The 17,647-nt window shown below is 70.6% G+C and carries 14 protein-coding genes and 1 pseudogene; 2 read left to right on the forward strand and 13 right to left on the reverse strand.

What is annotated here, in order from left to right; translation table 11 throughout:
• Positions 1 to 163: 163 nt before the first annotated feature.
• The 12 genes and pseudogenes from A6Q79_RS01360 to A6Q79_RS01415 form a co-directional block, all read right to left on the reverse strand.
• Positions 164 to 919, reverse strand: coding sequence for a YebC/PmpR family DNA-binding transcriptional regulator (locus tag A6Q79_RS01360; protein ID WP_253022998.1), 756 nt, complete (start codon positions 917 to 919; stop codon positions 164 to 166).
• Between the two features lie 41 nt (positions 920 to 960).
• On the reverse strand, positions 961 to 1,584 hold the full coding sequence (gene pdxT / locus A6Q79_RS01365; RefSeq protein WP_253022997.1) for a pyridoxal 5'-phosphate synthase glutaminase subunit PdxT: 624 nt from the start codon (positions 1,582 to 1,584) through the stop codon (positions 961 to 963).
• A gap of 327 nt (positions 1,585 to 1,911) precedes the next feature.
• Positions 1,912 to 2,838 carry a pyridoxal 5'-phosphate synthase lyase subunit PdxS gene (gene pdxS / locus A6Q79_RS01370; RefSeq protein ID WP_067857939.1) on the reverse strand — a complete coding sequence of 309 codons (927 nt, stop codon included), beginning with the start codon at positions 2,836 to 2,838 and terminating at the stop codon, positions 1,912 to 1,914.
• A 9-nt stretch (positions 2,839 to 2,847) separates the two neighbouring features.
• On the reverse strand, positions 2,848 to 4,056 hold the full coding sequence (locus tag A6Q79_RS01375) for an NADP oxidoreductase (RefSeq protein ID WP_317695617.1): 1,209 nt from the start codon (positions 4,054 to 4,056) through the stop codon (positions 2,848 to 2,850).
• Between the two features lie 104 nt (positions 4,057 to 4,160).
• Positions 4,161 to 4,313 (reverse strand): annotated as a pseudogene (locus tag A6Q79_RS01380) (ferredoxin family protein); the annotation flags it as partial.
• A 1-nt stretch (position 4,314) separates the two neighbouring features.
• Positions 4,315 to 5,349: a diiron oxygenase gene (locus tag A6Q79_RS01385; RefSeq protein WP_286689604.1), complete on the reverse strand. Its 1,035-nt coding sequence runs from the start codon at positions 5,347 to 5,349 to the stop codon at positions 4,315 to 4,317.
• An 815-nt stretch (positions 5,350 to 6,164) separates the two neighbouring features.
• Positions 6,165 to 6,803 carry a phosphatidylinositol phosphate synthase gene (gene pgsA / locus A6Q79_RS01390; protein ID WP_286690997.1) on the reverse strand — a complete coding sequence of 213 codons (639 nt, stop codon included), beginning with the start codon at positions 6,801 to 6,803 and terminating at the stop codon, positions 6,165 to 6,167.
• Positions 6,803 to 7,297, reverse strand: a complete 495-nt coding sequence (locus A6Q79_RS01395; protein WP_286691024.1) for an HIT domain-containing protein — start codon at positions 7,295 to 7,297, stop codon at positions 6,803 to 6,805. Before A6Q79_RS01395 ends, pgsA begins: the two co-directional genes overlap by 1 nt.
• Positions 7,298 to 7,402: 105 nt before the next feature.
• Positions 7,403 to 8,641 (reverse strand): hypothetical protein, encoded by a 1,239-nt coding sequence (locus tag A6Q79_RS01400; RefSeq protein WP_286690998.1) that lies wholly within the window; start codon positions 8,639 to 8,641, stop codon positions 7,403 to 7,405.
• A gap of 268 nt (positions 8,642 to 8,909) precedes the next feature.
• Positions 8,910 to 10,895 (reverse strand): threonine--tRNA ligase, encoded by a 1,986-nt coding sequence (thrS, locus tag A6Q79_RS01405; RefSeq protein ID WP_286690999.1) that lies wholly within the window; start codon positions 10,893 to 10,895, stop codon positions 8,910 to 8,912.
• 78 nt (positions 10,896 to 10,973) lie between these two features.
• A complete protein-coding gene (locus tag A6Q79_RS01410) occupies positions 10,974 to 12,221 on the reverse strand; it encodes a saccharopine dehydrogenase family protein (RefSeq protein WP_286691000.1) in 1,248 nt (415 codons plus the stop codon).
• An 85-nt stretch (positions 12,222 to 12,306) separates the two neighbouring features.
• A complete protein-coding gene (locus tag A6Q79_RS01415) occupies positions 12,307 to 13,848 on the reverse strand; it encodes an APC family permease (protein ID WP_286691001.1) in 1,542 nt (513 codons plus the stop codon).
• A gap of 151 nt (positions 13,849 to 13,999) precedes the next feature.
• Here A6Q79_RS01415 and A6Q79_RS01420 point away from each other — a divergent pair, with 151 nt between their 5' ends.
• A complete protein-coding gene (locus A6Q79_RS01420; protein WP_286691002.1) occupies positions 14,000 to 15,415 on the forward strand; it encodes an aspartate aminotransferase family protein in 1,416 nt (471 codons plus the stop codon).
• 37 nt (positions 15,416 to 15,452) lie between these two features.
• On the forward strand, positions 15,453 to 15,911 hold the full coding sequence (locus tag A6Q79_RS01425; RefSeq protein WP_067857968.1) for an Lrp/AsnC family transcriptional regulator: 459 nt from the start codon (positions 15,453 to 15,455) through the stop codon (positions 15,909 to 15,911).
• Positions 15,912 to 15,929: 18 nt separating this feature from the next.
• On the opposite strand, the gene A6Q79_RS01430 is transcribed toward A6Q79_RS01425, so the two are convergent.
• The gene (locus tag A6Q79_RS01430; protein WP_317695628.1) at positions 15,930 to 17,624 is read right to left on the reverse strand and encodes a GMC family oxidoreductase; all 1,695 of its coding nucleotides are present in this window, start codon (positions 17,622 to 17,624) and stop codon (positions 15,930 to 15,932) included.
• Positions 17,625 to 17,647 lie beyond the last annotated feature (23 nt).

The raw sequence follows: 17,647 nt of genomic DNA on the forward strand, positions 1-17,647 counted from the left end.
GACCACTCCCAAGCGAAGGCCGAGGCAGCGCACCAGCAAGCACGAGCGCCCTACAGCATCGCACCAGCAGGACGAGACCCCCGCAGGCAGCGCACCAGCAAGGACACGACCCCCGCAGGCAGCGCAGCAACGAGCCACGCCCCACACAAGGAGGCCCCCGACGTCAGTCCTCGTCGAGCTCCGCGAGCACGTCGTCGCTGATGTCGACGTTGGAGAAGACGTTCTGCACGTCGTCGAGGTCCTCGAGGGCGTCGACGAGCTTGACGACCTTCTTGGCGCCGTCGACGTCGACGGGCACCTCGACCGAGGGGACGAAGGAGGCCTCGGCGGAGTCGTAGTCGAGGCCGGCCTCCTGGAGGGCGCTGCGGACGGCGACGAGGTCGGACGCCTCGCTGATCACCTCGAAGCTCTCGCCGTGGTCCTTGACCTCCTCGGCGCCGGCGTCGAGCACGGCCAGCAGGATGTCGTCCTCGGTGGTGTCCTGCGCGGGCACCTGCACGACACCCTTGCGGTGGAACAGGTACGCGACGGAGCCGGGGTCGGCGAGCGTCCCGCCGTTGCGCGACACGGCGGTGCGCACCTCCATCGCGGCCCGGTTCTTGTTGTCGGTGAGGCACTCCACCAGGAGCGCGACGCCGCTCGGCCCGTACACCTCGTACATGATCGTGGTGTAGTCGACCGCGTCGCCGCCGATGCCGCCGCCGCGCTTGACCGCACGGTCGATGTTGTCGTTCGGGACCGACGACTTCTTCGCCTTCTGGATGGCGTCGTACAGGGTCGGGTTGCCGTCGGGATCGGGCCCGCCGGTCCGCGCCGCCACCTCGATGGTCTTGATCAGCTTGGCGAACATCTTGCCGCGCTTGGCGTCGATCGCGGCCTTCTTGTGCTTGGTCGTCGCCCACTTGGAGTGGCCTGACATCCCGTGCCCCTTTCCGCGCCACCTCGGCAGGTGGCGGATCCCTACATGTCCACGAGGTCCAGGAACAGGCGGTGCAGGCGGAGGTCGTCCCCCACCTCCGGGTGGAACGACGTCGCGAGCAGGGCACCCTGCCGGACCGCGACGATCCTATCGGCTCGCTCGTCGTCGTCGCCCGTCGCCGCGTCCAGCACGACCGGGACACGGGCGAGCACCTCGACGTCGGGGCCGACCTGCTCCACCCACGGCGCCCGGATGAACACGGCGTGGACGGGGTCCGGGAAGGTCGTGAACGGGACCTGCGCCTCGAAGGAGTCGACCTGGCGACCGAACGCGTTGCGGCGCACGGTGACGTCGAGCCCGCCGAACGTGGTCTGGCCGTCGGCACCGTCGACGATGCGGTCGGCGAGCATGATCATGCCCGCGCACGTGCCGAACGTCGGCAGTCCCTCGGCGATCCGGCGGCGGAACGCGTCGGCCACGCCGAACACGTCGGCCAGCTTGATCATGGTGGTCGACTCACCGCCCGGGATGACGAGGCCGTCGACCCGGTCGAGCTCCTCCTCGCGGCGCACGGCGACGACGTCCGCCCCCAATGCCTGGAGGGCCTGCACGTGCTCGCGGACGTCGCCCTGGAGGGCGAAGACGCCGATGGTCGGGGAGGTCACCGGGACAGCCTAGTGACGCCGGTGCGCGGGACGTCGGAGAGGACCCAGCAGGCGGGGGCGGGCGCTGAGCGCCTCACACCCCCGCCGCTCCCTCACGGCATCCCTCCCGATCGGGTCTGGGGTCGGGACCGCACGCACCGGCCTGGTGACGCAGTCCCCGAGGCCGCTCCGAGCACTCCAACCCGGGGCGACGACGTCAGCCTAGCGCGCCCTGGGTCATCGTCCGCCGGGGCGGTGCGGCACCGGGCCCCGGCGCGCGTCGGGGCCGGGAACGAGCGAGGACCCGGCGTTCACGCCGGGTCCTCGGTCAGGGTCGTGCCGGAGTCGTCACCAGCCGCGCTCGGCGAGACGGTGCGGCTCGGGGATGTCGTCGACGTTGATGCCGACCATGGCCTCGCCGAGGCCGCGGGAGACCTTGGCGACCACGTCGGGGTCGTCGTAGAACGTCGTGGCCTTGACGATGGCCTCGGCGCGCTGCTGCGGGTTGCCGGACTTGAAGATGCCGGAACCGACGAACACGCCCTCGGAGCCGAGCTGCATGACGAGCGCGGCGTCGGCGGGCGTGGCGATGCCGCCGGCGGTGAACAGCGTGACGGGCAGCTTGCCGAGCTCGGCGACCTCCTTGACCAGCTCGAAGGGCGCCTGCAGCTCCTTCGCCGCGACGTACAGCTCGTCCTCGCGCAGCGACTGCAGGCGGCGGATCTCGCCGGTGATCTTGCGGATGTGCGTGACGGCGTTCGACACGTCACCGGTGCCGGCCTCGCCCTTGGAGCGGATGAACGCCGCACCCTCGGTGAGCCGGCGCAGCGCCTCGCCGAGGTTGGTCGCACCGCACACGAACGGGACGTTGAAGGCCCACTTGTCGATGTGGTTGGCGTAGTCCGACGGCGTGAGGACCTCGGACTCGTCGATGTAGTCGACGCCGAGGCTCTGGAGCACCTGCGCCTCGGCGAAGTGGCCGATGCGCGCCTTCGCCATGACCGGGATCGAGACGGCCTCGATGATGCCGTCGATGAGGTCGGGGTCGCTCATGCGCGCGACGCCACCCTGGGCACGGATGTCGGCCGGGACGCGCTCGAGCGCCATGACGGCCACGGCGCCGGCGTCCTCGGCGATGCGCGCCTGGTCGGCGTCGACGACGTCCATGATGACGCCGCCCTTCAGCATCTCGGCCATGCCGCGCTTGACGCGGGCCGTGCCGACGCTGGGGGTGCTGGTGCCGTCGGGGGTCGGGGAGGTCTGCGGGGTGCTCACGGCTCCAGTCTATCGAGCGCTGGCGACACCGTTCACGACGTCCAGCATCCGTGCCCGCTCGACGACCTTGCGGCGCGGACGGCCCTGCTCGCGTCCGGCCACCCGCTCGTGCGCGTCGAGGCGTCGCCAGGCGTCCAGGTCGAGCCCGACGAGGTCCTGCCCACGGACGGACCGCCCGGGAGCCCCGAGGACCGACTCGTGGTCGAGCCGACCCAGAGCGACGTCGGCGAGCAGATGGTTGACGGTCTCCAGCGAGCACGACTTGTTGGTGCCGATGAACCCGGTCGGGCCTCGCTTGGCCCACCCGACCACGTACGTGCGCGGCAGGAGCGCGCCACCGGCGGCGTCGAGCACGCGCCCACCGACGTTCGGGATGCGGTGGGCCACCGGGTCGAACGGCACCCCGGGCACGGGTGTCGAGCGGTAGCCGACCGACCGCAGGACCGACGTGGTGGCGACGTCGTCCAGCTCGCCGGTGGGCATGGCCCGGACGGTGCCGTCGACGTCGGTCTCCAGCCGGGTGCGGGCGAGACGCACCCCCGTGACCGCACGCTCCCCCAGCACCTCGACCGGGGCGGCGAGGAAGCGCAGGAGCACGTGGCGACGTCCCTCGACCGGTTCGGCGGTGGTGCCCTCACGCAGCAGACGGCTCTTCACGTCGTCGCCGTCGAGCAGGTCGCGCTGCGGCACGACGACGTCGACGTCGGGGTGGTGCAGCAGCCCGACGAGCTCGGGCACGGTGAAGGCCGCCTGGGCGGGCCCGCGTCGCGCGACCAGCTCGACGCAGCGCAGGCGGCTGGTCCGCAGCGCCTCGAGGGCGTGGTCGGCGATGTCGGTGCGGGCCAGCTGCGCGGGATCGCTGAGCAGCACGCGGGCGACGTCGAGGGCGACGTTGCCGTTGCCGACGACCACGGTGCGCTCGGCGTCGAGGTCGATCGGGGTGGCCACGTGGTCGGGATGGCCGTTGTACCAGGCGACCACCGCCGTGGCGGTGGTGTTGCCCGGCAGGTCCTCCCCCGGCACGCCGAGACGCCGGTCGGCCGACGCCCCGGTCGCGTAGACGACCGCGTCGTGACGCTGCAGGAGCTGCTCGTGCGTGACGTCGACGCCCACCTCGAGGCCGAGCGCGTAGGAGAAGCCGGGCTGCGCCTCGATGCGCGCGAAGAGGTCGGTGATGGCCTTCGTGTGCTGGTGGTCGGGCGCGACGCCGGCGCGCACGAGGCCGTGCGGCGTGGGGAGCCGGTCGAGGACACGAAGACCTGCTCGTCGGGAGTGAGCCGCGACGCGGGCTTGATCGCGCCCACGGGGCACGCCCGGACGCACGCGCCGCAGTCGACGCAGGCCTGCGGGTCGATGTAGACCATGTCCGACGTGGCGAAGTCGGGCTCGTCGGGTGTCGGGTGGATGCAGTTGACCGGACAGGCGAAGGCGCAGGCGGCGTCGCCGCAGCACGCCTGGGTGACGACGTGCGGCACGTCAGGACGGACCGACGGGGGACGGGTCGGTCAGCCGTGCCGGCGGCTCGCTGCGGTACCGAGAGGGGCGGCCGTCGATCTTGAGCCAGCGCCACATCCGGCGCGACGAGCGCGTCATGAGCGTCGACTCCTCGGCCAGCATGCGCACGTCGCTGAACAGCTCGGCGAGGAACTCGCGGGACTCGGGGGCGTCCCAGTAGAGCTCGTCGATGACCTCCTGCGGCACGCCCATCTGGGTGCGCAGCTCCTTCGGCGGGACGAGGATGAGGTCGCCCGCGACGCGCATGATGATCGGGAAGAGCATCGACATGATCCAGCGGTCGACCTTCCCGAGGTGGGGGCCGCTGCGCATGACGTACGCGTGGGCGAAGGAGATGTGGCGCGCCTCCTCCGCGACGTGGATCTGCATGATGCGACGCATCACCGGCGGCAGGTTCGCGCCCTCGCGCAGCATCCGCTTCTGCGTGTGGTCGATCGGCTCCTCGCCGGCCAGCACCGCGATGAAGAAGCCGAGCGGGTAGCGGGACGCGAAGAGCGGGATGACGCCGTGCAGCGCGCGCATCCAACGCGGCATCCCCGGCACGTCGGCACCGATGCGGTTGACGCACTCCTGGAACATCTGCGTGTGGTGGCACTCCTCCGTCGCCTCGTGGGTGAGGTACCGGAACTCGGCCGAGCCGTTCGGGCGGGTGAAGACGTACTGCATGATGCCGCGGATCAGCAGGTTCTCGAACTGCAGCCCCACCTTGAAGATGTTGGCGTAGCGCCACATCCCGATCTCGATCTGCCGCTCGACCGGCAGGTTCTGGTACCAGGGGTGGCGTCCGAGCGGGTCGGCCTCGGTGAGCACCCAGTGCCGGTCGCTGGGGTCGATGCGGAAGTCGGGGTCGTCCCAGGGGACGTCGACGAACGCGTCGAAGTTCCGGTCGACGGACGCCTGCGACAGGGCCCGGAGCGTCGCCTCGTACTCGGGCGTCGCGAGCGACGCCAGGCTCTCCTGGGTGCGGTCGAGATCCTGCTCGTCCATGAGGGTCATACCGCGAGTATGTGACGGTGGTCGCTATGTGTCAAGACCAATGTCACATTGATGGTGTCAAGGTTTCTGAGCGCATCGACGTGGTGGCTCTCGGATGTCGGAGGGGCTTGATGGTGCGCTGCCGCAGGGGTCTGGGCTTGCTGCTGCGCTGCCGCAGGGGGTCTGGGCTTGCTGGTGCGCTGCCGCAGGGGGTCTGGGCTTGCTGGTGCGCTGCCTCGGCTTTCGCTGGGGATGGTCTCCGAAAAGGCCTCGACCGGGCGGCTTGGCGGGCGGCGGCTCTGGTTCTCGGGCTGTGGCCTCCGTTGGACGCAAGGATCTGCGTTCGTGCGCTGGGACTCCAAGGCTTCTCCGTTTGCTACGGGATCCCGTCACCAACGCAGAAGCGTTCGACCGCGGGCGCACGAAGGAAGAATCGTGGGTGCCCTTGGGGGTGGGGTGGGCAGCACTTCTCCCTTCTCGTGGACCGTGCCACGGGAAGGGAGAAGCGCTGCCCACGTCTGACCCGCTAGCGGTGGATCTGCCACCTCTAGAGCGCTCAGAAGGTGGCAGATCCACCGATGGGACGCGCAAACGCAGAATCCTTGCGCCCACCGCAAGCCATAGCCCGAGAACCGGAGCCGCCGCGCCACCCAGCCGCCCGGTCGAGGCCCTTTCGGAGCGCAGGACGAGTCGAAGCCGCGCAGACGCAGCCCCACCCCGAGTCGAAGCCGCGCAGACGCAGCCCCACCCCGAGTCGAAGTCGCGCCAACACAGCCGCAGGTCGAGTCCGACCCGCAACGATGCAGCCGCAGGTCAAGCAAGCCGCGCCGACGACGTCAGACGTCCAGGCCCGGCTGCTGCACGGCCTGGCGGTGGACGATCGCCATGCGCTGGAAGACGGTGACGAGGCTGGCGAGGGCGAGGGCCCACAGGGTCACCTCGCGCAGCACGGGGAGGTCGAGGAGGCCGGAGAAGCCGGTCATGACGAGGATGGCGACGAGGCGGTCGGCGCGCTCGGCGATGCCGCCCTTGGCCTGCATGCCGAGGCTCTCGGCGCGGGCGCGTGCGTACGACGTGAGGCTGCCGAGCACGAGGCAGGCGAGGCTGAGGCCGAGGTACAGCTCGGCCGGGCCGAGCGTCGACTCCGCGTCGGGGCGCGTGTAGTAGAGCAGCAGGCCGCCGAAGACGGCCGCGTCGCCGACCCGGTCAAGCGTGGAGTCCAGGAACGCGCCCCACTTCGACGACTGCCCCGACTTGCGGGCCATGTAGCCGTCCATGAGGTCGCTGAACACGAACGCCGTGACCACCATGACGCCGATGAAGAACTGCCCGCGCGGGAAGAACCACAGGGCGCCGGCGCTGACGCCGAGCGTGCCGACGATGGTCACGTGGTCGGGCTTCACGCCGAGGCGCAGCAGGAGGTCGGCCAGTGGGGACCACACGTTGGTCCAGAACTGGCGGAAGCGTTCGAGCATCAGACGTCCCCAAGGGTGGTCGAAGTGGTGGTGGGGGCTGCGGGCCAGGCCTCGGCCAGCAGGTCGCGGGTGTCCTCGAGCAGCTGCGGCAGCGTCTTGGTGCGGCCGAGCACGGTCATGAAGTTGGCGTCGCCGGACCAGCGCGGCACGACGTGCTGGTGCAGGTGCTGCGACAGCGACCCGCCGGCCACGCCGCCCAGGTTCAGGCCGACGTTGAACCCCTGCGGTGCCGACACGGCGCGGATGGAGCGCAGCGCCGTCTGCGTCAGGGCCGCGACCTCGGCGGTCTCGTCGGCCGTGAGCTCGGTGTAGTCGGCGACGTGCCGGTTCGGCACGACCATGAGGTGCCCGGGGTTGTACGGGTAGAGGTTGAGCACGACGAAGCAGGTGGCACCGCGGTGCACGACGAGCTCGGACTGCGCTCCCCCGGCCGCGATGCGGCAGAAGGGGCAGGTGTCGTCGGGCTCGGGCTCCTCGCCGCGCACGTAGGACATGCGGTACGGCACCCAGAGACGCTCCAGGCGGTCGTCGAGGCTCACCCGACCCACCCTAGACGAGGGGTTCACCGCGGCTGCCGGGACCGACGCGGTGGTGCGAAGTCAGCGGTTCTGGATCGTCCAGCGGCCGCGCGCCACCACGATCTGATGCATCGAGCCTTCGTAGGACGGAGCCCAGATGGTGAGTCGGTACTGACGCGTGTGTCGAGTGTCGTTATCCAGGCGGAGGCGGACCCGACCGTCCTTGCCGATCGTGCGCTCCGGCCCGGCGGACGACCAGCCGTCCCGGGTCCTCAGCTCGAGCCACGCCTTCAGTCCCGCTCCGTCCTTCACCGTCACGGTGCGGGCGACGGGGTGATAGGCCCGCGCTCGCGTGGTGCGCGAGGGGAACGAAGGGCGCGGCAGCGGTCGGACTTCCGCCCTGACCCGACCCGCTGGCTCGGTCGCGGTAGCGGCGGAAGCGAGCTCGAAGCGGCCGCCGGCACGCATGACGTGCTCCTGTCGCCCGATGCGGATGTGGGTGCCACGAGTGAGCACGACGTCGGACAGGGTCGTGGCCGCGCGCGCACCCCACCCCGTGAAGCGCGCGGTGACGATCCTCGAGGGACCGTCGAGCTCGACCGGGCGCCAGTACTCCTGCTGCTGCGTCACCACGAGCTTGAAGCGCGTCCCGCGAGGCATCCACCACACGTCCTGACGGCGACGACCCTGCGAGTAAGCCCGTGCTTCCGGCACCGAGACGCCGAGCTTCGTGTCGTCGGGAACGAGGGTGACGGTCGCGGTGTCGGCGACCTGGCGCCGTTGCCCCGCTCGGACCTGCTCGACGGTGAGGGAGTAGGGGCCGGTGGTCGGCGGATAGGTCATCAAGCTCCAGACACGACGTTCCACGTCGACCCGGCCGAGTAGCGTGCGCTGACCTGTGATCCCGTGAGTTGCCCAGACCTCCAGCTGCACGTCGCGCGCTGGCGCCTCGGTGCAGGCTCCGGACTCGTCGGCCACCTCGTAGAGCGGCGAGAGCCCCAGCACGTCGACGCCCTGAGACCACTTCTTGGTCGTTGGTGCGCTGATCTGCACCGAGGCTTCACGCAGAAGGGCGGAGCGGGACGGGTGGTAGAAGACGGACGCGTTCAGGTAGTGCCACGTGTCGCCGACCAGGACGAGGAACCGGACGTGGCCATGCCCCGTCTCACCCAGCGATGCCTCCACGGGTGGCGGGACGGCCAGGCCGTCCTCCCGCACGGCCACGGCGTCCGTGGAGACGTACGGACCGTTCGAGCTGGTGCGGTACTCCCACCGAATCAGCTGGCCGATGCGCGGCCCGTCAGCCCCGACGGAGCGCACGACGGGAAGCTGCAACGGGTCGGCCCACTCCACGCATCGGGTCCGTGGCCCGATTGGGCCGATGTAGGCATCCCCAGCGGCGGCAGGTGCAGCCGCAGGCCCGAGAAGGCCGACGGCAAGCAGGAGGGCGAGGCACAGAACGAGCGGGCGACCGTTGACTCCTGCGGGGATGCGTCTGCTCACGGCGCGACCCTAGGGCCACGACGTCGCTCCCGTCCCCGGATCACCGGGAACGGGGGCGAGCGCCGTACGGACGCGCTGGTGTCGCTCAGACCTGCTCGCGCGACGCCACCGCCTCGAGGATGCGGCGCACCGCGTCGTCGACGGGCACCCCGTTCTCCTGCTCGCCGTTGCGGTAGCGGAACGAGACGGCGTCGGCCTCGATGTCGCGGTCGCCGACGAGCAGCATGAAGGGCACCTTCTGCGTCTGGGCGGTGCGGATCTTCTTCTGCATGCGCTCGTCGGAGTCGTCGACCTCGAAGCGGATGCCCGCACCACGGAGCCGCTGGCCGAGCGTGTGCAGGTAGTCCGAGTGCCGTTCGGCGACGGGGATGCCGACCGCCTGGACGGGCGCGAGCCACGGAGGGAAGGCGCCGGCGTAGTGCTCCACGAGCACGCCGAGGAACCGCTCGATCGAGCCGAACTTCGCGGAGTGGATCATCACCGGCTGCTTGCGCGTCCCGTCGGCGGCCACGTACTCCAGGTTGAACCGCTCCGGCGACGGCTGGTTGAAGTCGTACTGCACGGTGCCCATCTGCCAGGTGCGACCGATCGCGTCGCGCGCCTGCACCGAGATCTTCGGGCCGTAGTAGGCCGCTCCACCCGGGTCGGGCACGAGCTCGATCCCGGTCTCCGCGGCCACGTCGGCGAGCACCTGGGTGGCGAGCTCCCAGTCCTCGTCGGACCCGATGAACTTGTCCTTCGACGCGTCGCGGGTCGACAGCTCGAGGTAGAAGTCGTCGAGGCCGAAGTCGCGCAGCAGGCTGAGCATGAAGTTCAGCAGGTGACGCACCTCGTCGGGCGCCTGCTCGGGGGTGACGTAGGAGTGCGAGTCGTCCTGGGCGAACCCGCGCACGCGCGTGAGGCCGTGGATGACGCCGGACTTCTCGTTGCGGTACACGTGGCCGAACTCGAAGAACCGCAGCGGCAGCTCGCGGTAGGAGCGCTGCCGGGAGCGGTAGATGATGTTGTGCATCGGGCAGTTCATCGCCTTGAGGCGGTAGTCCTGGCCGTCGACGTCGAGCGCCGGGAACATCCCCTCGCCGTAGTACGGCAGGTGGCCCGACGTGTGGAACAGGCCCTCCTTGGCGATGTGCGGGGTGCCGACGTACTCGAAGCCCTCCTCGATGTGCCGACGACGGACGTAGTCCTCCATCTCGCGCTTGATCACGCCACCGCGCGGGTGGAAGACGGGCAGGCCGGAGCCGATCTCGTCGGGGAAGGAGAACAGGTCGAGCTCGGTGCCGAGGCGTCGGTGGTCGCGACGCTGCGCCTCCTCGAGGCGGTGCAGGTACTCCTCCTGCGCCTCCTTGGTGGGCCAGGCGGTGCCGTAGATGCGCTGCAGCTGCATGTTCTTCTCGTCGCCGCGCCAGTACGCGGCGGCCGAGCGCATGAGCCGGAAGGCGGGGATGCGCTTGGTCGTGGGCAGGTGCGGGCCGCGGCAGAGGTCCTTCCAGGCCAGCGATCCGTCGCGCTTGACGTTGTCGTAGATGCTGAGGCCGCCCTCGCCGACCTCGACGCTCGCGCCCTCGGTGGAGCCGGCGCTCGACTTCAGGCCGATGAGCTCGAGCTTGTACGGCTCGTCGGCGAGCTCCTCGCGCGCGGCGTCGTCGCTGATCTCGCGACGGTCGAAGCGCTGGCCCTCCTTGACGATCTTCTTCATGCGCGACTCGATGGCCTGCAGGTCCTCGGGCTTGAACGGCTCGGCGACGTCGAAGTCGTAGTAGAAGCCGTCGGTGATCGGCGGACCGATGCCGAGCTTGGCCTCCGGGAACAGCTCCTGCACGGCCTGGGCCATGACGTGCGCGGTGGAGTGGCGCAGGATGTCGAGGCCGTCGGGGCTGTCGAGCGTCACCGGGACCACGGTCTGGCCCTCGGCGAGCAGCGTCGACAGGTCACGCAGGTCGCCGTCGATGCGCGCGGCGACGACGTCGGGCTGCTCGGCGAAGAGCTGCCACGCCTTCGTCCCCTCGTCGACGGTCTGGGGTGCTGCCTCGGCCCCCGCCTGGGCGGCGACGTGCACGGTGACGGACATGGCGGTGCTCCATTCTGGTCCCGACGACCCCTACGGCTGGGCCGTTCTGCTTGCCCTCACCCTAGGGCCTGCGCAGGATCAGGAGTCCCGCTGGCCCCACGGGGAGCCGTAGGCGGTGAGCAGCTCCAGGAACGGCACGGCGTCGAAGGCCTCGGGGCCGAGCACCCCCGCGCCGCTCCAGGTGCCGTCCGCGAGCAGCTCGAGCGCGACCACCGGGTTCACGGCGGTCTGCCACACGACGCACTGGTGCCCGTACTCCTGCATGGCCCACTCGTTGTCGACGACGTGGTACAGGTACGTCTCGCGCTGCTGCCCGTCCTTGCCGGTGCCGGTGATCCAGAGCCCGGCGCAGGTCTTGCCGGTCATGCGCGGGCCGATGGTCGCGGGGTCGGGCAGGCAGGCGGCGACGACGTCACGGGGCGAGACCTCGACGGGTCCGTCCGCCGACGGCACGCGGACGGCGGTCGTGCTGTCGAGGCCGACGTCGTGCAGGGCCTTGAGCACGTTGATGAAGTCCTCCCCCAGCCCGTACTTGAACGTGACCCGCTCGGCGTCGACCCAGCGCGGCATGAGGAGCACCTCCTCGTGCTCGACGTTGACGCACTCGACGGGCCCGATGCCCTCGGGGAAGTCAAACACCTCGGGCTCGGAGAACGGGGGCGTCACGAACCAGCCACCGTCGGGCTCGTCGGCGCGCGCCCTCTCCCAGACGACGGGCGGGTTGAGGCACTCCTCGATCGTCGTCCAGATCGAGAACGACGGCGCGAACACCTCGTTGCCGTGCTCGTCGTGCACCGCCAGGTTGGCACCGTCGCGGGTGCCCAGGTCCCGGATCTCGCTGAACAGGTGGTCGGCCGCGTACCGGGCGAAGACGTCGGAGAGGCCGGGCTCCACGCCCATGCCGACGAGGGCGAGACGGCCGGCCGACTCCCACTGGTCGGCGACGGCGAACTGGTCGTCGCCGAGCTTCTTGCCGACCTTCGCGTAGGGCTCCTCGGGGTGGCGCACCGACAGCGACATCGCCATGTCGAGGTAGTCGGCGCCGGCGGCGAACGCACCGTCGAAGATCGACATGACGAACCGCGGGTCGACGGCGTTCATGACGTGGGTGACGTCGTGCTCGCGGCACAGGGCCGCGACGTCGTCGGCCGACGATGCGTCGACGCGTGCTGCCACGAAGCGGTCGTCGTCGAGGGCGTCGACGGCGGCACGGGCGCGCGCCTCGTCGTAGTCGGCGACGACCACGAGCTCGAAGAAGTCGCGACGTGCGGCGATGGCCGTGAAGGCGGCGCCGACGCCGCCGGAGCCGACCAGCAGGATCTTCATGTCTCTCCTCGGAGATGTCCCGGGGTCGGGACGGAGTGCAGTGGTGGGGCGGGGTGGTGAGCAGGTGACGGGGCGCGACGACGGCTCAGTCGAGGGCCGCTCCGGGACGCGTCGGGCCGAGCGCCGCCAGCGCCACCTCGTCGGAGACGGTCTCGAAGCCCTTGCGCGTGAAGAACGTGGTGCCGACGGTGAACCGCCAGACGAGCATGAGCACCAGCCCGAGCACGAGGAAGACGACGGCGATCGCGAGCGGCAGCCCGACGCCGAGCACCGACGAGCCGCTGTAGGAGGCGCCGGGGTCGGAAAGGTCGAGCACGGACTCGTACAGGAGGTAGAAGAGGGTGCCTGCGCCGACGAGCGGACCCACGCCGATGAACAGGAACGCCTTGACCGACGTGAAGAGCCGTCGACGCCAGTAGATGGCGCACGCCAGGCCGGTGAGGCCGTAGTAGAAGGCGATCATCAGCGACAGCGCCGAGATCGAGTCGAACAGGAAGTTGTCGCTGATCGCGCTCGCGCCGACGTACCAGGCGATGGCCACGGCGCCGATGAACCATGTGCTGAACGACGGCGTCCCGTACCGCTCGTGGATGCGGGCGAACACCTTCGGGAACGCCCCGGCGCTCGCCATCGAGAGCGACACGCGCGACGCGGGGAGGATGGTCGTCTGCGTCGAGGCGATGCCCGAGGTGATGATCGAGAGCAGCAGCACGAAGGCGAACGGACCCATGACGAGGTCGCCGACGGCACCGAACAGCGCGTCGTCGTCCTCGTAGCCGGTGACGAAGTCGACGCCTCCGGCGGCGATGGTCACGATCCCGACGCCCAGGTAGGTCGCGACGAGGATGACGGTGCTCCAGATGCCGGCGCGGCCGGGCGTGGTGTCACCGTCGGTCGACTCCTCGGACAGGTTCACCGCGCTCTCCCAGCCCCAGTAGATGAAGACGCCGATGAGCAGGCCGCTGACGAGCTCGTGGGAGTCGAGGCCTGCGGGGCTGAGCCAGCTCCAGCTCGGGGTCGTCGCGCCGGCAGGGAGCGACCCGGTCGCGAGCCGCACGGCGGCGACGCCGACGAAGAGGAGCAGCGCGCCGACCTGCGCGAAGACCAGCCAGACCTGGAACCTCGCCGACGCCTCGGTGCCACGGACGCACAGCCACGTCATGACGACGACGATGGCCACGGCGATCGTCACGACGACCGGGCGGTTGGCGGCGAGCGAGTCGGCGCCGACCATGACGAAGAGGTAGCGCGCGGCGACGTCGGCGAGGGAGCCGATGACGAGCACGCCGGTGGTGAAGACGGCCCAGCCGCCCATCCAGCCGATCCACGGGCCCATCGCCCGGGTGACCCACGAGAACGTCGTGCCGCAGTCGGTGTCGGCCCGGTTCATGTAGAGGAACGCACCGGCGATGAGGAACATCGGCACGAACGACAACCACAGCACCGCCGGGGCGTGGATGCCCGCCACCACCACCATCGAGCCGAGCACCGCGGCGATCGAGTAGGCCGGTGCGGTCGCGTCGAGCCCGATCGACAGACCTTCCCAGAAGCCGATCGCGTTGGCCTTCAGACCCTTGCTGCCCGTGGGGGCCACGTCGGCGGCTCCCGGTCCCACGTCCTGCGCCATGGGTGCTCCTCTCCCGTCGACTCGTTGCAGGAACTCTGCACCCGCTCGACGGAATCCACAAGAGTCGTCACACGATCGTTACGTCTTCAGTCGCCTCGACCCTTGCATTCGACGCATTCCGTCGCGAATACTCGCAGTGATCGGAGGAACCATGACCCACCCCACGCTCGACCCCCATCGCGCCCCCAGCATCGACGAGCAGCTCGCGCGACGTCAGAAAGCCGCGCGCGACCACCTCTGGATGCACTTCGCGCCCCTGAAGGACGCCGACGCCGCGGACGTGCCCGTGATCGTGCGGGGCGAGGGCTGCTACGTCTGGGACGACCGGGGGCGGCGCTACCTCGACGGACTCGCCGGTCTCTTCGTCGTGCAGGCCGGCCATGGTCGGCGTGAGCTCGCCGAGGCGGCGGCCCGCCAGGCGCAGGACCTCGCGTTCTTCCCGCTCTGGTCGTACGCGCACCCCACGGCGATCGACCTCGCGGAGCGGATCGCGTCGCTGGCGCCCGGCAACCTGAACCGCGTGTTCTTCTCCAGCGGCGGCGGCGAGGCCGTGGAGACGGCGTGGAAGCTGGCGAAGAACTACTTCAAGCTCGTCGGCAAGCCGATGAAGCACAAGGTGATCAGCCGCTCGGTGGCCTACCACGGCACCACGCACGGAGCGCTCTCGATCACCGGCCTCCCGACGCTGAAGCAGCAGTTCGAGCCGCTCGTGCCGTCGACGTTCCGGGTGCCCAACACCAACCACTACCGCGCCCCGCAGCACGCCGACGACCTCGAGGCGTTCGGGCGCTGGGCGGCCGACCAGATCGAGGTGGCCATCGAGGCCGAGGGTCCCGAGACGGTCGCCGCCGTGTTCCTGGAGCCGGTGCAGAACGCCGGCGGGTGCTTCCCGCCGCCGGCCGGCTACTTCCAGCGCGTCCGCGAGATCTGCGACCGCCACGACGTGCTGCTGGTCTCCGACGAGGTGATCTGCGCCTTCGGACGTCTCGGCACCACGTTCGGGGCCGAGCGCTACGGCTACGTGCCCGACATGATCACCTGCGCGAAGGGCCTGACGTCGGGCTACTCCCCCCTCGGCGCGACGATCGTCAGCGACCGCGTCGCCGAGCCCTTCCAGCGCACCGGCGAGATGTTCGCGCACGGGTACACGTTCGGCGGGCACCCGGTCTCCTGCGCCGTGGCCCTGGCCAACCTCGACCTCTTCGAGCGCGAGGGCCTGCTCCAGCACGTGCGGTCGACGGAGGGCGCGTTCCGCAGCACCCTGGAGCGGCTGGGCGACCTGCCGATCGTCGGCGACGTGCGCGGCGACGGCTTCTTCTACGGCATCGAGCTGGTGAAGGACAAGGACACGAAGGAGACCTTCACGTCCGAGGAGTGCGACCGGCTCCTGCGCGGGTTCATGTCGCACGCGCTGCTCGACGCCGGCCTCTACTGCCGCGCCGACGACCGGGGCGACCCGGTCGTCCAGCTGGCGCCGCCCCTGGTGGCCGAGCAGGCCCAGTTCGACGAGATCGAGCAGGTGCTGCGTGGCGTGCTGACGGAGGCGTGGGTCAAGATCTCCGCATGAACGTTCGCCAGTCCCCCGCCGTCCCCGAGGCGACACCGTGAGCGCCCCGGTGCTCGACGAGGTCGCCAAGCGCATCATCGCGCTGCTGCAGGTCGACGGCCGCATGTCGTACGCGGCCATCGGCAAGGAGGTGGGGCTGTCCGAGGCCGCGGTGCGCCAGCGCGTGCAGAAGCTGACGGACTCCGGTGTCATCAACATCGTCGCGGTCACCGACCCGATGCAGCTCGGCTTCGCGCGGGAGGCCCTCATCGGCATCCGCGGCAAAGGTCCGCTGGAGCCGCTCGCCGAGAGCCTCGCCGAGATCCCCGAGGTCGACTACGTGGTCATCACGGCGGGCTCGTTCGACATCATCCTCGAGCTCGTGTGCGAGACCGACGAGCACCTGCTGCAGGTGCTCTCGGAGAACATCCGCGCCCGGGACGACGTCGTCAGCACCGAGACGTTCACCTACCTGAAGCTGGTCAAGCAGACGTACACGTGGGGCGTCCCCGACTGACCTGACGTCGGCGAGGCGTCACGAGGCCCCGACGCGCAGGCGCGGCGTGGGCAGGAGCAGCGCGCCCGGCGCTCCCTCGGGCACCACCGGCCGGTGGGGGGCGACGGCGTCGACCCGGCGGTACGCCGAGCCCAGCGGCGGACGCGGGTCGGGCTCGCCATGGTTGGGCCAGAACGACATCGCCCGCTCCGCCTGGGCCGTGATCGTGAGCGACGGGTTGACCCCGAGGTTCGCGCTGATCGCCGAGCCGTCCGCGACGTGCAGGCCGTCGTGCCCGAACAGCCGCTGGTAGGGGTCGATGACGCCCTCCTGCGGGGTGGTGCCGATCGGGCAGCCCCCGATGAAGTGGGCCGTGAGCGGGATGCCGACGAGCTCGCCGACGGAGCCGCCTGGCACGCCGTCGAGCTTGTCGGCGATCTCGCGGGCGACGTGGTCGGCCACGGGGATGTGCGACGGGTTCGGCGCGCCCGTGCCCTGCCTGCTGCTCATCCTCAGGCCGAACGGACCACGCTTGAGGAACGTCGTGACGGAGTTGTCGAGCGACTGCATGACGAGCACCACGACCGACTGCTCGGCCCAGCGGCGCGGGTCGTGCAGGCGCAGGGTTCCGCGCAGCCCGAGGCCGCGGTAGCCGCGCAGCACCTTGCGCAGCTGCGAGCCGCCACCACGGTGGTCGGCCAGCGCCATGTTCATCAGGCTCAGCGCGCCCGACCCCCGGCCGTAGCGGACGGGCTCGACGTGCGTCTGCGGGTCTGGGTGGAACGACGACGTGATCGCGACGCCGGGCGTGACGTCGGCGTCCTTCGCACTCGCGCGGGCCGAGAGCACCGCCTCGGAGTTCGTGCGGCTCAGCTCCACCAGCCGCTCGGAGATCTCCGGCAGCGAGCGACGGCGGAGCCGGTGCAGCAGGTCCTGCGTGTTGAGCGCGTTGCCCGCGAAGACCACCTGGTCGGCACTGAAGCGACGACGCCGCAGCCGGTTGCCGGTGCGTCGCGTGTGCACGACGTAGCCACCGCCGCGCCGCGGACGCACGTCGGTCACCGTGGTGAGCGGGTGGACCTGGGCGCCGCCCCGCTCGGCCAGGTGCAGGTAGTTCTTCACGAGCGTGTTCTTGGCGTTGTGCCGGCAGCCGGTCATGCACGCGCCGCAGTCGGTGCACGTGCGGCGCGTGGGCCCGGCGCCGCCGAAGTACGGGTCGTCGACCTCCTCGCCGGGACGGTCGCCGAACAGCACGCCGACGTCGGCGGCGTGGACCGTGTCACCGACGCCGAGCCCCTCGGCGACCTCCGCCATCAGCCGGTCGGGCAGGGTCGTGCGCGGGTAGGTCGCGACGCCGAGCATGCGGCGAGCCTGGTCGTAGTGCGCGGCGAGCTCGTCGCGCCAGTCGGTGACGTGCGCCCACTGCGGGTCGTCGTAGAAGCCGTCGAGCGGCTGGTAGAGCGTGTTCGCGTACACCAGGGAGCCGCCGCCGACGCCGGTGCCGCTCGCGATGAGGACGTCCTTGAGCGGCGTGATGCGCATGATGCCGAAGCAGCGCGCCCACGGGGCCCACAGGTAGCGACGCAGACGCCACGACGTCTCGGGCAGCTCGTCGTCGGCGAAGCGTCGACCGGCCTCCATGACCCCGACGGAGTACCCCTTCTCGGTGAGCCTGAGCGCGGTCACGCTGCCGCCGAACCCGGAGCCGACCACCAGGACGTCGTAGTGCTTCATGCCTGGCACCGTACCCGCTTGTT

Origin of the sequence: Aeromicrobium sp. REDSEA-S32_B7 (assembly GCF_001626145.1) — a bacterium.
GTDB lineage: Bacteria > Actinomycetota > Actinomycetes > Propionibacteriales > Nocardioidaceae > Aeromicrobium > Aeromicrobium erythreum.